We start from the raw sequence: 16929 nt of genomic DNA on the forward strand, positions 1-16929 counted from the left end.
GAGGCACCCGCCCATGGCCCGTCCGCCCCGCCGCCCCTCCGCTCCCGGGAGCGGAGGGGCGGCGGGGCGGACGGGCCATGGGCGGGTGCCTCCTCGATCGCGGCGGGGGAAGTGGAGCGGCCCCGGCGCCCGCACCGAGGTGCTGGGCTCCGGGGCCGGTCCGGCGTGCCGAGACTACGCGGAGAAGCGCGGGAAGGCGGAGCGACCCGCGTAGGTCGCCGCACCTCCCAGGATCTCCTCGATGCGCAGCAGCTGGTTGTACTTCGCGACGCGGTCCGAGCGGGCCGGGGCGCCGGTCTTGATCTGGCCGCCGTCCACCGCGACCGCGAGGTCGGCGATGGTGGTGTCCTCGGTCTCGCCGGAGCGGTGCGAGAGGATCGCGGTCATGCCGTTGCGCTGGGCCAGGGCCACGGCGTCGAGCGTCTCGGTGAGCGTGCCGATCTGGTTCACCTTGACCAGGATCGAGTTGCCGGCCTTCTCGGCGATACCGCGGGCGAGGCGCACCGGGTTGGTGACGTACAGGTCGTCTCCGACGAGCTGCACCTTGTCGCCGATGGCCGCGGTGAGGTGGGTCCAGCCGGCCCAGTCGTCCTCGTCCAGCGGGTCCTCGATCGAGACCAGCGGGTAGTTGGCGACGAGGTCGGCGTAGTAGGAGGAGAGCTCCTCGGCCGAGAGCTTCTTGCCCTCGAACGTGTAGGCGCCGTCCTCGTAGAACTCCGAGGAGGCGACGTCGAGCGCGAGCCCGATGTCCTTGCCGGGGGTGAAGCCGGCGGCCTCGACGGCCTTGAGGATGAAGTCGAGCGCCTCGCGGTTGGTGGGCAGGTCGGGGGCGAAGCCGCCCTCGTCGCCGAGGCCCGTGGCGAAGCCGGCCTTCTTCAGCTGCGCCTTGAGCGCGTGGTAGATCTCGACGCCCCAGCGCAGGCCCTCGGAGAAGGACTCGGCGCCCAGCGGGACGGCCATGAACTCCTGGATGTCGACGCCGGTGTCGGCGTGCGCGCCTCCGTTGATGATGTTCATCAGCGGCACGGGCAGGGTGTGCGCGTTCGGGCCGCCGACGTAGCGGAACAGGTCGAGGTCCGACGACTGCGCGGCGGCCTTGGCCACGGCGAGGCTGACGCCGAGGATCGCGTTCGCGCCCAGGCGGGACTTGTTCTCGGTGCCGTCGAGCTCGATCAGCTCGGCGTCGACGAGGCGCTGGTCGGTGGCGTCGAAGCCCTCGATGGCCGGGCCGATCTCGTCGATGACGGCGTCGACGGCCTTCTGCACGCCCTTGCCGAGGTAGCGGTCGGAGTCGCCGTCGCGGAGCTCGTACGCCTCGAACGCGCCGGTGGAGGCGCCGGACGGGACGGCCGCTCGCGAGGACGCGCCGTCCTCGAGCAGGACCTCGACCTCGACCGTGGGGTTGCCACGGGAGTCCAGAATTTCTCGGGCGACGACTGCCTCGATAAGGGCCACAACTATCTCCTCTTGACGGGTGGGCTCCCGGAGACGGGAGCGGTCGGGAAGGAGTCTACTGACCGCCTCCGAAGCGCAGGAGACCGCGGCCGGTCGTAGACTCCCAGGGCCCGATCGCCGGACGGCCCGGGCGCACCCGCCGACCCGGAGGTTCCCCGTGACCACGACCGCCGCCGACCACGTCGACCGTCTCACCGCCGTCGTCCCGGACTTCCCGAGCCCGGGCATCCTGTTCCGCGACCTCACGCCGGTCTTCGGCGACGGCGAGGCCCTGCGGGCGGTGGCCGACGCGCTGATCGAGCCCTACCGCGGCCGGATCGACGCGATCGCGGGCGTGGAGGCGCGCGGCTTCCTGCTCGCCGCAGCGGCCGCCTACTCGGCGGGTCTCGGCGTCGTCACCATCCGCAAGCCCGGCAAGCTCCCGCGGGCCGTGCTGCGCGAGCAGGCGACCCTCGAGTACGGCGAGACGATGCTGGAGGTGCACGAGGACGCGGCGCCCCGCGGCTCGCGGCTGCTGCTGGTCGACGACGTGCTGGCGACCGGGGGCACGCTCGACGCGAGCCGCCGCCTGATCGAGCGCGCCGGGTGGAGCCTCGAGGGGATCGCGGTGGTCATGGAGCTCGACGGGCTCGGCGGCCGCGAGGTGCTGGCCGGCCACCGCGTCGACGCGATCGTCACCGTCTGACCCGGCCCCGTCGCTCCGCTCCCCCTGCCCTCCCCTTCCCGCGAGACGCCACCGGCATATGCGACCCACCGGGCGAGCCGCACTCGAGTGGCGTCCCGCGGAAGGGGGAAGGGACGGGGTCAGGTGAGGGAGAGGGACATCCGGGAGAGGACGAAGGTCTCGAGCACCTGCACGAGCATGTAGAGCACGAGCGAGACGCCGGTCACGAGCACGACCGCCGACCAGACGTCCGCGAACCGGGCCTGGGCGGACCAGGCGTTGATCGCCCCGCCGATGCCCGCACCGGTGGAGAGCCACTCGGCGAGCAGCGCGCCCGTGATCGCTCCGGGCACCGAGATGCGGATCGCGGCGAAGAGCGAGGGCAGCGAGCCGGGGATGGCCACCTTGCGGATCGCGGTGAGAGTGCTGCCGCCGTAGACCGCGACCACGTCGAGCATCTGCGGGGAGGCGTTGTTGAGGCCGAAGGCGATCGTCACCAGCGCGGGGAACAGGACGACGATCCCGCCGATGACCGCGACCGAGGCGATCGAGCCGGTCCCGAAGACCAGGATGATCAGCGGCGCCATCGCGATCAGCGGCACCGAGCGCAGCAGCATCGCGAACGGCATCAGCGCGTGCTCGATGCCCTTCGACAGACGGAACAGGATCGCGCCGAGGATCGCCACGACCAGGCCGGCCGCGAAGCCGATCAGTGCGTCGCCCATGGTCACGGCGAAGAGGCCGCCCAGCTCGGCGCGGTGCTCCGCGGCCTTCGCATCGGTCACCAGGTGCTGCCAGACGTCCCACGGGCCCTTGACCACGTAGGGCGAGACCCCGCTGAAGAGGACCACACCGATCCAGATCGCCAGCACGATCACGATCGTCGACAGGGCGACGAGCAGGCTCTTGCGCAGGCTCTTGAGAGTCGCGCCGAGGGCGGCCGTGCGCAGCTGGCGCCGCAGCTCGTCGACCGCGAGGATCGACGTGGCCGTGGACTGCTCCGTGCGGTCGGGGACGGTGGTCGTCATGGTCATGCCCGCTTTCCGGAGGACCAGGGCGCGATGAGGCGCCCGATCAGTCCGACGATGCCGTAGCCGAGGAGCGCGACGCCCGCGCAGAGGAGGAAGAGCGCCCAGACGCGGGGCGAGTTCAGCGAGACCTGCGCCGCGACCAGGATCGGGCCCACGCCCGTCTCGATCTTGCCGAAGTACTCGCCGAGGATCGCGCCGAGGAAGGCCGCGGGCACCGCGATCTGCAGCGCCGACAGGATGTTGGGCAGCGCCGCGATCAGACGGACCTTGCGCAGCTGGGTGAACCGCGAGCCCCCGTAGACCGTGACGACGTCGAGCGCCGCCTTGTCGGCCGCCTTCAGCCCGAGCAGGCTGCCGACGACCGTTGTGAAGAACACCGAGAGGCCGGCCAGGAAGATCGCCGTCGCGCTCGCCTTCCCGGGAGCGTCCGCACCGCCGAGGATCAGCAGCACGATCGCTCCGATGGCGACGATCGGCACGCAGTAGGTGATGACCGCGAGCTGCGAGACGACCCCCTCCAGCCAGGGCAGGACCAGCACGAGCGCCGAGAGCACGAGCGCAAGGAGGTTGCCCCAGAAGTAGCCGACGGCCGCCTCGCCGATCGTGACGGAGAAGTTGCGCCAGTAGAAGCCGGCGCCGTCCTCCATCGCGGTCTGCACGACCTGCACGGGAGTGGGGACGGGCGCGTAGGTCGCGGCGCCGGTGGGCGCGGTGACGAGCGCCACGATCCACCAGACGGCGACGATCGCGGCGACGCCGATCAGCCCGGTGAGCCACGGAGGCAGGGACAGGGCGCGGCGCGGGGCCGCGGGGAGCGTGGTGGCCACGATGCCTCCTAGACGCGGTCGTCCGCGGCCGCGCCGCCGTCGCCGAACAGCAGCTCGGAGGCCTGGTCGACGTAGGCGTGGAACTCGGGGGTGCGCTGCATCTCGGGGGTGCGCGGGCGGGGGAGGTCGATGTCGATGATCTCCTTCACCCGTCCCGGGCGCGGGCTCATCACCGCGACGCGGTCCGAGAGGAAGATCGCCTCCGAGATGCCGTGCGTGACGAGGAGCGTCGTGGCGGGCTTCTCGGTCCAGATCCGCAGCAGCTCGAGGTTGAGCTTCTGCCGCGTCATGTCGTCGAGGGCGCCGAACGGCTCGTCGAGCAGCAGGACCTCGGGCTTGAGGATCAGGCACCGGGCGATCGACACGCGCTGGCGCATGCCGCCGGAGAGCTGGGCCGGCTTGGCCTTCTCGAAGCCGCGGAGGCCGACGAGGTCGATCAGCTCGTCGATGTAGGACTGGTCGACGCTCTTGCCCGCGATCTCGAACGGCAGGCGGATGTTCGCCATGACGCTGCGCCATGGCAGGAGCGCGTGGTCCTGGAAGGCGATGCCGAGCTTGTTGTCGCGGCGCAGCTCCTGGGGGGTCCGGCCGTCGACCCGGATGGAGCCGGACGTCGGCTCCTCCAGCCCCGCGAGGATGCGCAGGATGGTCGACTTGCCGCACCCCGACGGGCCGAGCAGGGCGAGGAAGCTGCCCTGGTCGGTGTGGAGGTCGGTGTCCTGCAGCGCCGCGACGCTGCGCGAGCCCATCCGGAACGTCTTCGACAGGCCGTGGATCTGGATGCCGGTGCCGCCGGCACCCTGGTCGCGCAGGGTGCCGGCGTCGGTCGTGTCGGTCACGAGTGGTGCCCTTCGTGGATCAGGATCAGGCCGCGTACTTCATCAGCTCGGGGTTCTCCTCGTAGACCTCGTCGAGGAGGGTCAGATCGAAGAGGTCCTCGGCCGTGACGTCGATCCCGGCGCCCGCGAGGGACGCGATGGTCTCGGACTGCAGCGTCTCGGAGATGGTGAAGAGGCCGTTCGAGACCGTCTCGTCCGAGACGACCAGCTCCTCGGCCTGGATGGTGGCGCCCTTCTTGGAGGACTCCTCGTTGAGGCCGAGGTCCTTGCCGTAGTTCTCGACGGCGAGCATCGCGCCCGCCTCCGGGTCGTTGACGGCGTCGGTCCAGCCCTTGATCTCGGCGACGAGGAACGCCTTCAGAGCGTCGCGCTTCTCGGCGATCGCCTGCTCCGACACTGAGAAGGTCTCGGCGACGAAGGGGAGGCCGTTGTCGGCGAAGGGCAGGTTGACGACCTCGTAGCCCTCGCCGGCGACCGTGATGGCCTCGTTCGTCAGGTAGGCGATGAAGCCGTCGACGGTGCCGTTGACGAGGACGGAGGGGTCGTACTCGACGGGGACGACCGTGAGGTCGGACTCGGAGAGGCCGTTCGCGGCGAGCAGCGCCTGGAACAGGGAGGTGTTCGAGGCCTGGACGCCGATCTTCTTCCCGGCGAGGTCGGCCGGAGTGGCGATGTTCCCGGCGGTCTTGATCGAGAGGACCGTGAAGGGGTTCTTCTGGTAGGTCGCGCCGATGATCTTGAGCGGGGCCTCCTGCTGGGCGATCGCGGTGCCGATCGAGACGGCGTCGCTGAGCGCGACGTCCGCGCTGCCCGAGAGGAGCTCGGCCACGCCCGTCGAGGGGCCGGGGGTGAGCGTCACTCCTGCCAGGCCGGCCTCGGTGAAGTAGCCCTTCGAGTCGGCGAAGAACTCGCCCGCGAACTCCTCGTTCTTGATCCAGGAGAGCTGGACCTTGAGGGTGCCGAGGTCGCCGCCGTCCGCGGCGGACGCGCCGGAGGAGTCGGAGGCGCAGGATGCGAGGACGGAGGCGCCGCCGATCGCGAGGCCGGCGACACCCGCCAGGCGGAGGAGGCTGCGGCGGTCGAAGGCCGGGAGGGAGCGGAGGGGCGACAGGGTCAAGGGGACTCCTCGGGTGGGGATCGTCAGGGCTGCTGCGGTGAGGTGCGCGGGGTCGCGACGGGGTGCCCGTGCAGGCGCGCCAAGCCGCGCCGATCGGGTGCCTCGACGCTATCCGGGGGAGATTTCTCGGGTGTGTCCGCAGATTTCGCGGGTATTAAGGCTCTCACGGATCCGACAAGGATCCGACCAGATCGGCATGATCCCCTGACGGATCGGCTGAGACCCTGTTCAGGCCCGACAGGACGGCCCCGGCCCCTCCCGCGGGCGCGGCTCAGCGCGGGCAGCCGGCGTCGCTCACCCGGCGCCGCCGGCGCGGATCAGCCGAGGTCCTTGAAGGAGAGGTCGGCGGCGGAGGCGGCATCGCGCGGAACGAGAGCGAAGCGGGTGAAGCCCGCGGCGGCCGCGCGGTCCAGCAGCGGGGTGAGGTTCTTCGCCCGGCGCTCGAGGCGCACGCGCGAGCCCCGGGCGATCAGCTCCTGCTTGAGCGCGAGCAGCAGCTCGGGCGCCGCGTCCCGCTCGTGGACGAGGACGACGGCGTCGGGACGCTCGACGACGGCACCGCCGATCAGCTCGACGATCCGCTCGAAGCCGATCGAGAAGCCGCAGGCCGGCACGTCCTGACCGAGGAAGCGGCCGATCATCCCGTCGTACCGCCCGCCTCCGCCGACCGAGGAGCCCGAGGACGGGTGCGCGATCTCGAAGATCGTGCCGGTGTAGTAGCCCATGCCCCGCACGAGCGTCGGGTCGAAGCGGAGCGAGACGCCGGCGGGGAGCGAGCGCAGCGACCGGGCCAGGGTCTCGAGCGCGAGCACCGCCTCCGGGTCGATGCCCTCGGGCAGCACGTCGAGGATCGCGGACTGCTCGAGCGCCACTCCCCCGGCGGCGACCGCCTCCTCGATCCGCGCGAGGTATCCCCCGAGGACCGCGGCCGCGTCCGGCCCGTCGGCCTCGAGCTCGGCGACGACCCCGGTGGCGCCGATCTTGTCGAGCTTGTCGATCGAGATCAGCGCCGGGCCGAAGCGCTCGGGGGCGAAGCCGCAGTGCTCGAGGATTCCGGTGAGGATGCGGCGGTCGTTGATCCGGATGGTGCAGTCCTCGAGGCCCAGCGCGTCGAGCGCCGCGGCGGTCGCCGTGATGAGCTCGACCTCGGCCAGCTGCCCGGGCTCGCCGATGATGTCGATGTCGCACTGCACGAACTGGCGGTACCGCCCCTTCTGAGGGCGCTCGGCGCGCCACACCGGCGCGATCTGCACCGAGCGGAAGACGGCCGGCAGCTCGGCGCGGTGCGAGGCGTAGAAGCGGGCGAGAGGCACCGTGAGGTCGAAGCGCAGGCCGAGGTCGGCGAGGGCGGACGCGTCGTCGACCGCCGCCAGGTCGTCGCGGGTGAGCCCGCGGCGCAGGACGCTGAAGGCGAGCTTCTCGTTGTCGCCGCCGAGCCCGGAGTGGAGGCGGTCGAAGTCCTCGACCACGGGCGTCTCGATCTCGTCGAACCCGTGGGAGGCGTACACGCGGCGGATGACGCCGAGCGCGTGCTCGCGCTTCGCCTTGTCGGCGGGGAGGAAGTCGCGCATGCCGCGGGGCGGGGTGATCGGGGAGGCCATGACGGCGATTCTCCCAGATCGGCCGGGGCGGGCCGGCGGGCGCCTCAGTCCGCGCGCCGCTCCTGCTCCACCGCGCGGATCTCGTCCTGCAGGTCGCGCGTCGCCGTGCGGAGCGCGCGCTCGGCGTCGAGCCCCTGGGCGCGGGCGGAGGCGACGATGGCCAGCAGCAGCGGGCCGAGGTCCTCCTCCGACTCGATGGGAAGCGGGCCCTGGCCGGCGTCCACGACGCCCAGCGAGGTCGCCTTGCCGATCACCTTGTCGGCGAGCGCGAGAGCCGGCATGCCCTGCGGGATCCCGTCGAGCACGCTGGTGCGGTGCGGCTTCTCGGTGCGCTTGAGCTCGTCCCACACCGCGATGACGTCGTCGGCCGTCTCGGCCGTGGCGTCGCCGAAGACGTGCGGGTGGCGGCCGATCATCTTGGCGTTCATGTGCGCCGCGACGTCCTCGATGGTGAAGGGCTCGGCGCTCTCGGCCGCCAGGTCGGCGTGGAAGAGCACCTGGTAGAGGACGTCGCCGAGCTCCTCGATCAGGTCGGCCCGGTCCCCCGCCTCGATGGCGTCGACGAGCTCGTGCGACTCCTCGATCAGGTAGCGCACGAGCGACTCGTGGGTCTGCTCGGCGTCCCACGGGCAGCCGCCCGGGGCGCGGAGGACGTGGACGGTGCGGATGAGCTCGTCGAGCCGGGGATGCGCGGTCACCCCGCCATCCTCGCATCCGGTCCGGCCGCCGCCGCGGACATCCGGGCGGCGCGGGCGCCCGGGAGCCTCAGGCCCGCGCGAGACGCCGCCGCGCGACGAGGAGGCAGCCGCCGGCGACGAGCGGCACCGCGGCGAGGAGACCGGGCGACGCCGCGACGGACACCGCGGTCGAGGCGCTGACCAGTGCACCCGCCAGGTTCCAGAGGACCACCGCGACTCCCGCGCCGTCCCCGATCGGGAGCGGCACCGGGCTGAGCAGCTGCGGCGGCAGCGGACCCCGGGTCGCATCCATCGCCCGCGCGGCGACGGCGGCGACGGCGGTCGCGGCGGCCACCGGCACCGCCGCGCCCGGGAGCAGCAGCGAGGCGGCGAGGGCGCCGAGCACCGCGACTCCGACCGCGAGCACCAGAGGGAGCACGGCGTGCAGGAGGAGCAGCTCGAACGGACCGGGGGCGAGGAGCGCCGGCTGCCCCGCTGTCGCGGCGGCGTGGCGGAAGCCGTCGCTCCAGACGCCGGCGCCGAGGTAGGCGAGCACGCCCGCCGCGGCGGCCGGGAGTGCGAGGAGGGAGGACGGCACGACCGCGGCGAGCACGGCGGCGGCGCCGGCAACGGCCAGGGCGACGACCGCGACCGCTGAGCGGCCGGGAGTGCGCAGCGCGCCGATCGCGTCGCGCACCGGCACCGCGAGGGCGAACGGGGAGAGGCGGACCGCTCGGAGCCCCCGCCCGATCGCCGGGAGGGCGCGGTACCCGTCGAGCGACTCGGCGAGGTCGCCCGTCGCTCCGAGCCGGGTGGTCGCCGACCACTGCCGGGCCTGGGCGAGGAGGCGAGGCCCGCGCGCGGCGTCGAGCAGCCGGGGCGCCGCGGCCAGGAGGACCGCGGCCGACGCGAGCAGCACGGTCGCGGCGCGCACCTCCTCCGCTCCGCTCACGGCTGAGGCGAGGAGGCCGCCCGGCGTGGGCGCACCGGGCAGGAGGGCCCCGAGGACCGCGAGGGAGGCGAGGAGGCCCGCCGCGAGCGCGGGGAGGCGCGAGGGCAGGCACTGACCGGCGAGCCAGGCGACGGCGAGGAGGCCGGCGAACGCGGCACCGCCGGCGACGGCCGCGAGGAGCGGCGCGGAGGCGGCGAGGGCGAGGAGCGACGCGCCGGCGGAGCAGCCCGCCACGAGACCGGCCGACGCCCGGACCACGGGTCGGCGGAGCACCGACCAGCGGCGCAGATCGGTCGCGAGCAGCACGGCCGTGGTGTGCGGCTCGCCCACCGCGGGTCCGCGCACCCGGCCCAGGAGCACGGCGGCGGGCAGGGCGAGACCCGCGGCGAGGGCGATCAGCGGCTCCGGCGCGGCTCCCGCCTCGGCGGCGAGGAGCGCGAGGGCCCGGGCGAGAGGGAGGACGACGACGAGGACGGTCATCGCGGCGAGGTAGCCCACGTAGGCGCGCGGACTCGGCGGAGCCGCGGCGCGGTGCCGGTGCAGAGCCCGCACCTCGGCGACGCGGGCCCCCTCCGCGCGCGTCACGCCCGCTCCAGCTCGACGACCCGCGCGCCCAGACCCTCGATCAGCACAGGGCTGTGGGTCGCGACGACGAGCGCCCGGGACGCGGCTGCGCGCCGCAGGACCTCCGCGACCAGCGGCACCCGCTCGACGTCGAGCCGCTGCTCCGGCTCGTCGAGCAGCAGCACCGCGGAGGGACGGGCCAGCACGAGCGCGAGGGAGAACAGCTGCGTCTGCCCGGAGGAGAGCTCGTGCGGGAAGCGGCGGGCGAGCGGAGCGAGCGCGAGCGCGTCGAGACCAGCTGCGGCCTCGCGGCGGGCGTCGGCGACCGGCTCGCCCCACGAGACGGCGACCATCGCGAGGTGCTCCTCGAGGGTCAGGTCCCGCTCGAAGGGCGGAGTGCCGATCAGGGCGGCGACGGCGCGGCGGTGGGCGGCGGAGCGCTCCTCCGGGGCGCGCCCGGCCACCGCCACGACTCCCTCGCTCGGAGCGGTGAGGCCGGCGATCACCCGCAGGAGCGTGGTCTTGCCGGTGCCGTTGCGGCCCGTCACCGCGACGCGCTCCCCCGCCTCCACCCCGAGCGAGCACGGGGCGAGCAGCTCGACGCCCGAGGCGCGCACCGCGACCCCGCGGACGGCGACCAGCGGGCCGGCGAGCGGCTCCGGCTCTCGGGGACGTCGGGCGGCGAGGAGCGGCATGCCCTCCATCCTGCCAGCGGGCCCTCCCGCAGCGGTTACGGCCTCCGGAGCAGGGCGGCGCGCCACCGGGGAGCGCCGCCCCGAGGACCTCAGACGGTGACAGGCTCCGGGAACAGCGCGTCCAGGAGCGACGCCACCCACTGGATGAGCGCCCGGTCGCCGAGCGGGACGCCGTCGAGCACGGGCATCGGCACGACGACCGCGTCGGCCTGCTGCAGGTACTTCGCGGTCGGGTACATCCGGCGCAGGCGCACCTGGATCGAGTCGGGCAGATGAGCGGGAGCCACGCGGACGTTCGAGCCCATCGCGACCACGTCGCTCAGGCCCGCCTTCTGTGCGCGCATCCGCAGCCGCGACACCAGGATGAGGTTCTCGACCGCCTCGGGCAGCTCGCCGTAGCGGTCGGTCAGCTCCTCGACCACGAGGTCGATGCTCCCCTCCTTCGCCGTCGGCGACGACGCGGCCGACAGCTTCTGGTACGCCTCCAGGCGCAGCCGCTCGCTGTCGACGTACTCCTCCGGGATGCGCGCGTCGACGGGCAGCTCGAGCCGCAGCTCCGTCTGCCCCTCGGCGACCTCGCCGCGGAAGGTGTCGACGGCCTCGCCGATCATCCGCAGGTAGAGGTCGAATCCCACGCCCTGGATGTGCCCGGACTGCTCGCCGCCGAGGAGGTTGCCCGCACCGCGGATCTCGAGGTCCTTCAGCGCGATCTGCATGCCGCCGCCGAGGTCCGAGTTGGCGGCCAGGGTCTGCAGCCGGTCGTGCGCGGTCTCGCTCAGCGGCTTCGTCTCGTCGTAGAGGAGGTAGGCGTAGGCGCGCTCGCGGCCGCGGCCGACCCGCCCGCGCAGCTGGTGCAGCTGCGAGAGACCGTACTTGTCGGCGCGGTCGACGATCAGCGTGTTGGCGTTCGGGATGTCGAGGCCGGTCTCGACGATCGTCGTCGACACCAGGACGTCGAACTTGCGCTCCCAGAAGTCGACGATGATCCGCTCGAGCTGCGACTCGCTGAGCTTGCCGTGCGCGACCGCGATCCGCGCCTCGGGCACCAGCTCGGCGAGCTGCGAGGCGACGCGGTTGATCGTCGAGACGCGGTTGTGCACGAAGAACACCTGGCCCTCGCGCAGGAGCTCCCGGCGGATCGCGGCCGACACCTGCTTCTCGGAGTAGGGGCCGACGAAGGTGAGGATCGGGTGGCGCTCCTCCGGCGGGGTCGCGAGGGTCGACATCTCGCGGATGCCGGTCACCGCCATCTCGAGCGTCCGCGGGATGGGCGTGGCGCTCATCGAGAGGATGTCGACGTTCTTCTTCAGCGCCTTGAGCTTGTCCTTGTGCTCGACGCCGAAGCGCTGCTCCTCGTCGATCACGAGCAGGCCGAGGTCCTTGAAGACGATGTTGTCGCTGAGGAGCCGGTGGGTCGCGATGACCATGTCGACGGTGCCGTCGGCCAGGCCCTCGATCGTCTCCTTCGACTCCTTCGCACTCTGGAACCGGCTGAGCGCCCGCAGGTGGACGGGGAAGCCGGCGAAGCGCTCCTGGAACGTCTCGAGGTGCTGGCGGACGAGCAGCGTGGTCGGCACGAGCATCGCGACCTGCTTGCCGTCCTGGATCGCCTTGAACGCGGCGCGCACGGCGACCTCGGTCTTGCCGAAGCCGACGTCGCCCGAGAGCAGGCGGTCCATCGGGATCGGCCGCTCCATGTCGGCCTTGACCTCGTCGATGACGGTGAGCTGGTCGGGGGTCTCGGCGAACGGGAACGCCTCCTCCAGCTCGCGCTGCCAGGGGGTGTCCGGCGGGAACGCGTGCCCGCGGGAGGCCATCCGGGCGGAGTAGAGCTTCACGAGCTCGACCGCGATGTCGCGGACCGCGCGGCGGGCCTTGCTCTTGGCCTGCGCCCAGTCGCTCCCGCCCATCTTGCTCAGCGCCGGAGCCTCGCCGCCGACGTAGCGGGAGAGCAGGTCGAGCTGGTCCGTGGGGACGAGCAGCTTGTCGCCGGGGAAGCCGCGCTTGCTGGGGGCGTACTCGAGCACCAGGTACTCGCGGCGGGTCTTGATCGCGTTGCGGCCCCCGCTGGAGACCTCGCGCTGCGAGAGCTCCACGAACCGGCCGATGCCGTGCGTGGCGTGCACCACGAAGTCGCCGGGCGTGAGCTGCAGCGGGTCGACGACGTTCTTGCGACGCGACGCGAGCTTCTTCACCGCGCGGGAGTCGTAGCCGACGGTGCGGCCGTAGAACTCCGTGTCGGTGAGCAGGGCGAGCTTCGCCTCCTCCACCTCGAAGCCGTGATCGACGGAGGCCTGGACCACGTAGGCCAGACCCGGCTCGAGCCCTGCGGGGAGGTCGGCGACGATGCGGGCGGCGACCTCGTGCTCGGCGAGGACCTGGTCGGTGCGCTCGACCGTGCCGGTGCCGGGCGCGGTCAGGACCACGGTCCAGCCGTCGGCCAGGCGCGCGCGGACGTGGGCGAGGGCGCCCTCGACGCTCGCTCCGAATCCGGGGACCGGCTCGCCCTCGACGCGGACGGCGAGGATCTCGTCGATCCCGAGCTCCTCCGGCAGCACCTCGGCCTCGCCCGCGGCGGGGCCCTGGCGGAACGTGCTCATCGTCCACCACGGGTGGTCGGGAGCGTCGGCGCCCGGGGCGCTGAGCTTCACGGAGTCGCGGAGCGCGCCGAGCGAGATGAACTCGCCCGAGGCGAGGTCGATGGGGGCCTCGGCGCCGGCGGTCGCCGCGCTCCAGGCCGCCTGCAGGAACTCGCGGTTCGTCTCGGCGAGGCTGATCGCCCGCGTCGCCACGCGCTCGGGGGCGAGGACAGCGACGGCCGCCCCCTCGGGCAGGTAGTGCGAGATCGGGACCAGCCGCTCCAGCAGCGCGGGGGCGAGCGACTCCATCCCCTCGACCGGGATGCCCTCGGCGATCTTGGCGAGCATCGCCGACAGGCTCGGGAACTCGTGCAGCATCTCGCGGGCCCGCTGCCGCACCGCCGGCACCAGCAGCAGCTCGCGGCTCGGCGGGAGGACCACCGAGTCGGCCTCGCCCGGGAGCGAGCGCTGATCCGCCACGGAGAAGCCGCGGATGGAGTCGACCTCGTCGCCGAAGAAGTCCACTCGGCTCGGGTGCTCGGCCACCGCGGGGAAGACGTCGAGGATGCCGCCGCGCACGGCGAACTCGCCGCGGCGCGTGACCATGTCGACCCGGGCGTAGGCCAGGTCGACCAGCTCGGCCGAGATGCGGCCGAGGTCGTAGCCGCGGGCGCCCTTCACGAGTCGGATCGGCTCGATGTCGGCGAGGTTGTCGGCGACCGGCTGCAGCGCCGCGCGCACGGAGGCGACCACCACGAGGGGCCGCTCGCCGGACCACTGCTTCATCCGCCGCAGCGCGTCCAGGCGCCGCCCCACGATCTCGGCGCTCGGGCTGAGGCGCTCGTGCGGCAGCGTCTCCCACGCGGGGAACTCGACGACGTCCGCATCCGGCAGCATGCAGCCGAGGGAGGCGCGCACGTTCTCGGAGTCGCGGCCCGTGGCCGTGACCACCAGCGCCGCCTGCGGGCGTCCCGCCTCCGCGCGCCTCTCGATCAGGCCCGCGAGCAGGGGGACCCGGAGGCCGTCGGCCACCGAGAAGTCGGCGTCCCGCACCGCGTACGCGAGAGCATCGTCGAACGTGGAGGCGCGCGACAGCGCCGAGATGATCTCGTTGAGGGGCACGGATCCAGTTTACGGCCGCCCCGCGGGCCGACCGTCGAGGGAACCCCGAACCGTCGAGGGAGCCCGGGGCTGCGGTCTCCCTCGCCGGTTCGGGGCTCCCTCGGTGGAGGGTGGGTCAGGCGCTGGTGTGGAACTTCAGCTGGGCGGCGGAGAGGCCGGAGTCGGCGATGAGCTCGACGGCGTCGGCGGCGTCCGAGACCAGGATCGGGAGCGCCTCGCGCTCCGGGCCGGCGAAGTCCTTCAGCACGAAGTCGGCGGCCTGCTGGCGGCCCGGCGGGCGGCCGATGCCGACCCGCACGCGCAGGAACTCGGCTCCTCCGGTCGCCGCGAGGATGTCGCGGATGCCGTTGTGCCCCCCGTGACCGCCGCCCTGCTTGAGGCGCAGGGTGTCGAAGGGGATGTCGAGCTCGTCGTGCACGACGATCAGGTGCGCCGGGTCGACCGAGTAGAAGTCGAGCAGCTGCGCCGTCGGCCCGCCGGAGAGGTTCATGAAGCTGTTGGGCTTGCCCAGCACGAGCTTCGGTCCGCCCGGGCGGAGGAAGCCCTCGGCGACCACGGCGTTGGCGCGGTTGTGCCGGCGGAACGAGCCGCCGATCCGCGTCGCGAGCTCGTCGAGCACCATCTGGCCGACGTTGTGCCGGTTGCGCGCGTACTGCGCGCCCGGGTTGCCCAGTCCGACGACCAGCCAGGTGTCACCCATGTCGTTCCTCTTCCTCGGGGGCGGCGGAGGGACTCCCCCGCCGGACGCGGAACGGGCCCGCCGCGGCTGCGAGCGGGCCCGTTCCCGGGGTGGTGCGGACTACTCCGCGGTCTCGGCGACGACGTCGCCCGAGGCCGGGGTCTCGTCGTCCTCGCCCAGGTCCTGCTCGACCTCGGCGGTGACGTTGACGATGAGGATCTCGGCGTCGGTGACCAGCGTGGCGCCCTCGGGGAGCGTGACGTCGGCAGCGGTGATCTGCGTGCCGGCCTCGAGGCCCTCGACGGAGACGACGATGTTCTGCGGGATGCGCGTGGCGTCGACCTCGAGCGAGAGGGTGTTCGACTCGATCGAGACGAGGGTGCCGGGAGCGGCGTCGCCTTCGACGTGCACGGGGATGTCCACCTCGACCTTCTCGCCCTTGTTGATGACGACGAGGTCGATGTGCTCGATGATCTGGCGCACCGGGTCGCGCTGGATGTCCTTCACCAGCGTGGTCTGCGCGGCGCCCTCGATGTCGAGCTCGAGGATCGCGTTCGCCTTGCGGGTGAGCAGGAGCACCTGGTGGCCCGGGAGGGTGAGGTGCTGGGGCTCGGTGCCGTGGCCGTAGAGGACCGCGGGGATCTTGTCCTGCGCGCGGATCTTGCGGGCGGCGCCCTTGCCGAACGAGGTGCGGACCTCGACGACGACCTTGTTGGTCAGTTCAGCCATGATGTTCTCCTTGGGCGGCGCGCACGCCACCGGATCGGGTCGTGGCCTGCGGCCACGGACGGTTTGTCGACTCGAACGCATGTCAGCGTGAGGAGAAGTCCGTGGCGCCCCGTAGGGGCCTCGCCTGCTTCCACCGCGTCGATCACGGATGCACGTGCATCCCTCGCCGAAGTTCAGCTGCCGATCCTACCCGGCATCGCGGCCGCCCGCCAGCAGGCGGTCGCCGCCGGACTCGGAGCCGGACGTCCAGGCGGACCGCCTACCGTGCGGGTATGACGAGCGACGACTTCGGCTCCTACGTCGAGAAGAACGGCTTCCACCGCGACACGAACTACATCCCGACGCGGATCACCGCCGACGGCCGCGACGGGTACCCGGTGGAGGCCGGGCGCTACCGCCTCGTGGTCTCCCGCGCCTGCCCGTGGGCGAACCGCGCCGTGATCGTGCGGCGCCTGCTCGGTCTCGAGGACGCCCTCTCGATGGGCATCTGCGGGCCCACGCACGACAAGCGCAGCTGGACCTTCGACCTCGATCCGGGCGGGGTCGACCCGGTGCTGGGCATCCCCCGCCTCCAGGACGCGTTCTTCGCCCGCTTCCCCGACTACCCGCGCGGGATCACCGTCCCGGCCCTCGTGGACATCCCGAGCGGCCAGGTCGTCACCAACGACTACCCGGTGATGACGCTCGACTTCTCCACCGAGTGGACCGCGTTCCACCGCGACGGCGCCCCCGACCTCTACCCCGAGGAGCACCGCGAGGAGATCGACGAGATCGCCGAGCTGGTCTTCCACGACGTGAACAACGGCGTCTACAAGTGCGGCTTCGCCGGGTCGCAGCGCTCCTACGAGCGGGCCTACGACCGCCTCTGGGCGCGGCTGGACTGGCTGGAGGAGCGGCTGAGCACCCGCCGCTACCTGGTCGGCGACACCATCACCGAGGCGGACGTGCGGCTCTTCACGACGCTCGCCCGCTTCGACGCCGTCTACTACAGCCACTTCAAGGCCAACCGGAACCTGCTGTCGGCGATGCCCGCGCTCTGGGGCTACGCCCGCGACCTCTTCGCCACTCCGGGGTTCGGCGACACGATCGACTTCACCCACATCAAGTCGCACTACTACGAGGTGCAGCGGGACATCAATCCGACCGGCGTCGTCCCCAAGGGCCCGGACCTCTCCGGCTGGCTCGTCCCCTCGCGCCGCGAGGAGCTCGGCGGCCGCCCGTTCGGCGACGGCACTCCCCCGCCGCCGCCGATCCCGTCGGAGCGCGTCCCCCTCGGCCACGGCGCCTGACCGGCTCCGGTCGCGGTCGTCGCGGCGCGCGCAAGACCGTGCGCGCGCCGCACGACCGATGTGCAGCCGGGAGACGGCTCGGACCCGGGCTCCCCGGAGCGACCCGGGG

The 16929-nt window shown here is 72.8% G+C and carries 14 protein-coding genes; 2 read left to right on the top strand and 12 right to left on the bottom strand.

Annotation, left to right across the window (positions count from 1 at the left end; genetic code table 11):
- Nucleotides 1-174 precede the first annotated feature (174 nt).
- Nucleotides 175-1455, bottom strand: a complete 1281-nt coding sequence (gene eno, locus C5C55_RS08975; protein WP_104222361.1) for a phosphopyruvate hydratase — start codon at nt 1453-1455, stop codon at nt 175-177.
- A gap of 157 nt (nt 1456-1612) precedes the next feature.
- Here eno and C5C55_RS08980 point away from each other — a divergent pair, with 157 nt between their 5' ends.
- Nucleotides 1613-2140: an adenine phosphoribosyltransferase gene (locus tag C5C55_RS08980; RefSeq protein WP_104222360.1), complete on the top strand. Its 528-nt coding sequence runs from the start codon at nt 1613-1615 to the stop codon at nt 2138-2140.
- Between the two features lie 119 nt (nt 2141-2259).
- Here C5C55_RS08980 and C5C55_RS08985 read toward each other — a convergent pair whose 3' ends face one another.
- The 11 genes from C5C55_RS08985 to C5C55_RS09030 all read right to left on the bottom strand — a co-directional run bounded on the left by C5C55_RS08985 (nt 2260) and on the right by C5C55_RS09030 (nt 15531).
- Nucleotides 2260-3153 (bottom strand): ABC transporter permease, encoded by an 894-nt coding sequence (locus C5C55_RS08985; RefSeq protein WP_104222359.1) that lies wholly within the window; start codon nt 3151-3153, stop codon nt 2260-2262.
- On the bottom strand, nt 3150-3977 hold the full coding sequence (locus tag C5C55_RS08990; RefSeq protein WP_244229606.1) for an ABC transporter permease: 828 nt from the start codon (nt 3975-3977) through the stop codon (nt 3150-3152). Before C5C55_RS08990 ends, C5C55_RS08985 begins: the two co-directional genes overlap by 4 nt.
- A gap of 8 nt (nt 3978-3985) precedes the next feature.
- Nucleotides 3986-4726 (bottom strand): ABC transporter ATP-binding protein, encoded by a 741-nt coding sequence (locus tag C5C55_RS08995; RefSeq protein WP_104222373.1) that lies wholly within the window; start codon nt 4724-4726, stop codon nt 3986-3988.
- A 115-nt stretch (nt 4727-4841) separates the two neighbouring features.
- Entirely contained in the window at nt 4842-5933 is a 1092-nt protein-coding gene (locus C5C55_RS09000; protein WP_258065120.1) for an ABC transporter substrate-binding protein, read from the bottom strand.
- A 317-nt stretch (nt 5934-6250) separates the two neighbouring features.
- The gene (gene hisS / locus C5C55_RS09005; protein WP_104222357.1) at nt 6251-7534 is read right to left on the bottom strand and encodes a histidine--tRNA ligase; all 1284 of its coding nucleotides are present in this window, start codon (nt 7532-7534) and stop codon (nt 6251-6253) included.
- Between the two features lie 44 nt (nt 7535-7578).
- Nucleotides 7579-8232 carry a MazG family protein gene (locus tag C5C55_RS09010; RefSeq protein ID WP_104222356.1) on the bottom strand — a complete coding sequence of 218 codons (654 nt, stop codon included), beginning with the start codon at nt 8230-8232 and terminating at the stop codon, nt 7579-7581.
- A 67-nt stretch (nt 8233-8299) separates the two neighbouring features.
- Entirely contained in the window at nt 8300-9748 is a 1449-nt protein-coding gene (locus tag C5C55_RS16855; RefSeq protein ID WP_258065119.1) for a hypothetical protein, read from the bottom strand.
- Complete coding sequence (locus C5C55_RS09015) at nt 9745-10422, bottom strand: ATP-binding cassette domain-containing protein (protein WP_104233679.1); 678 nt, start codon at nt 10420-10422, stop codon at nt 9745-9747. Before C5C55_RS09015 ends, C5C55_RS16855 begins: the two co-directional genes overlap by 4 nt.
- 89 nt (nt 10423-10511) lie before the next feature.
- Complete coding sequence (gene mfd / locus C5C55_RS09020) at nt 10512-14123, bottom strand: transcription-repair coupling factor (RefSeq protein ID WP_104233680.1); 3612 nt, start codon at nt 14121-14123, stop codon at nt 10512-10514.
- 115 nt (nt 14124-14238) lie between these two features.
- Nucleotides 14239-14823 carry an aminoacyl-tRNA hydrolase gene (gene pth / locus C5C55_RS09025; protein ID WP_104233681.1) on the bottom strand — a complete coding sequence of 195 codons (585 nt, stop codon included), beginning with the start codon at nt 14821-14823 and terminating at the stop codon, nt 14239-14241.
- Between the two features lie 99 nt (nt 14824-14922).
- Nucleotides 14923-15531 carry a 50S ribosomal protein L25/general stress protein Ctc gene (locus C5C55_RS09030; RefSeq protein WP_104233682.1) on the bottom strand — a complete coding sequence of 203 codons (609 nt, stop codon included), beginning with the start codon at nt 15529-15531 and terminating at the stop codon, nt 14923-14925.
- A gap of 272 nt (nt 15532-15803) precedes the next feature.
- On the opposite strand from C5C55_RS09030, the gene C5C55_RS09035 reads away from it, so the two are divergent.
- Nucleotides 15804-16820, top strand: coding sequence for a glutathione S-transferase family protein (locus C5C55_RS09035; RefSeq protein WP_104233683.1), 1017 nt, complete (start codon nt 15804-15806; stop codon nt 16818-16820).
- The last annotated feature ends 109 nt before the right edge of the window (nt 16821-16929 follow it).

This window comes from Rathayibacter sp. AY1C2, from assembly GCF_002931195.1.
Classification (GTDB): Bacteria; Actinomycetota; Actinomycetes; order Actinomycetales; family Microbacteriaceae; genus Rathayibacter.

Coding starts and splice junctions, on each gene's coding strand:
- C5C55_RS08985 (WP_104222359.1), bottom strand. CDS start 3,153: ATGACCATGACGACCACCGTCCCCGACCGCACGGAGCAGTCCACGGCC.
- C5C55_RS08995 (WP_104222373.1), bottom strand. CDS start 4,726: ATGGGCTCGCGCAGCGTCGCGGCGCTGCAGGACACCGACCTCCACACC.
- hisS (WP_104222357.1), bottom strand. CDS start 7,534: ATGGCCTCCCCGATCACCCCGCCCCGCGGCATGCGCGACTTCCTCCCC.
- C5C55_RS09015 (WP_104233679.1), bottom strand. CDS start 10,422: ATGCCGCTCCTCGCCGCCCGACGTCCCCGAGAGCCGGAGCCGCTCGCC.
- pth (WP_104233681.1), bottom strand. CDS start 14,823: ATGGGTGACACCTGGCTGGTCGTCGGACTGGGCAACCCGGGCGCGCAG.
- C5C55_RS09030 (WP_104233682.1), bottom strand. CDS start 15,531: ATGGCTGAACTGACCAACAAGGTCGTCGTCGAGGTCCGCACCTCGTTC.
- C5C55_RS09035 (WP_104233683.1), top strand. CDS start 15,804: ATGACGAGCGACGACTTCGGCTCCTACGTCGAGAAGAACGGCTTCCAC.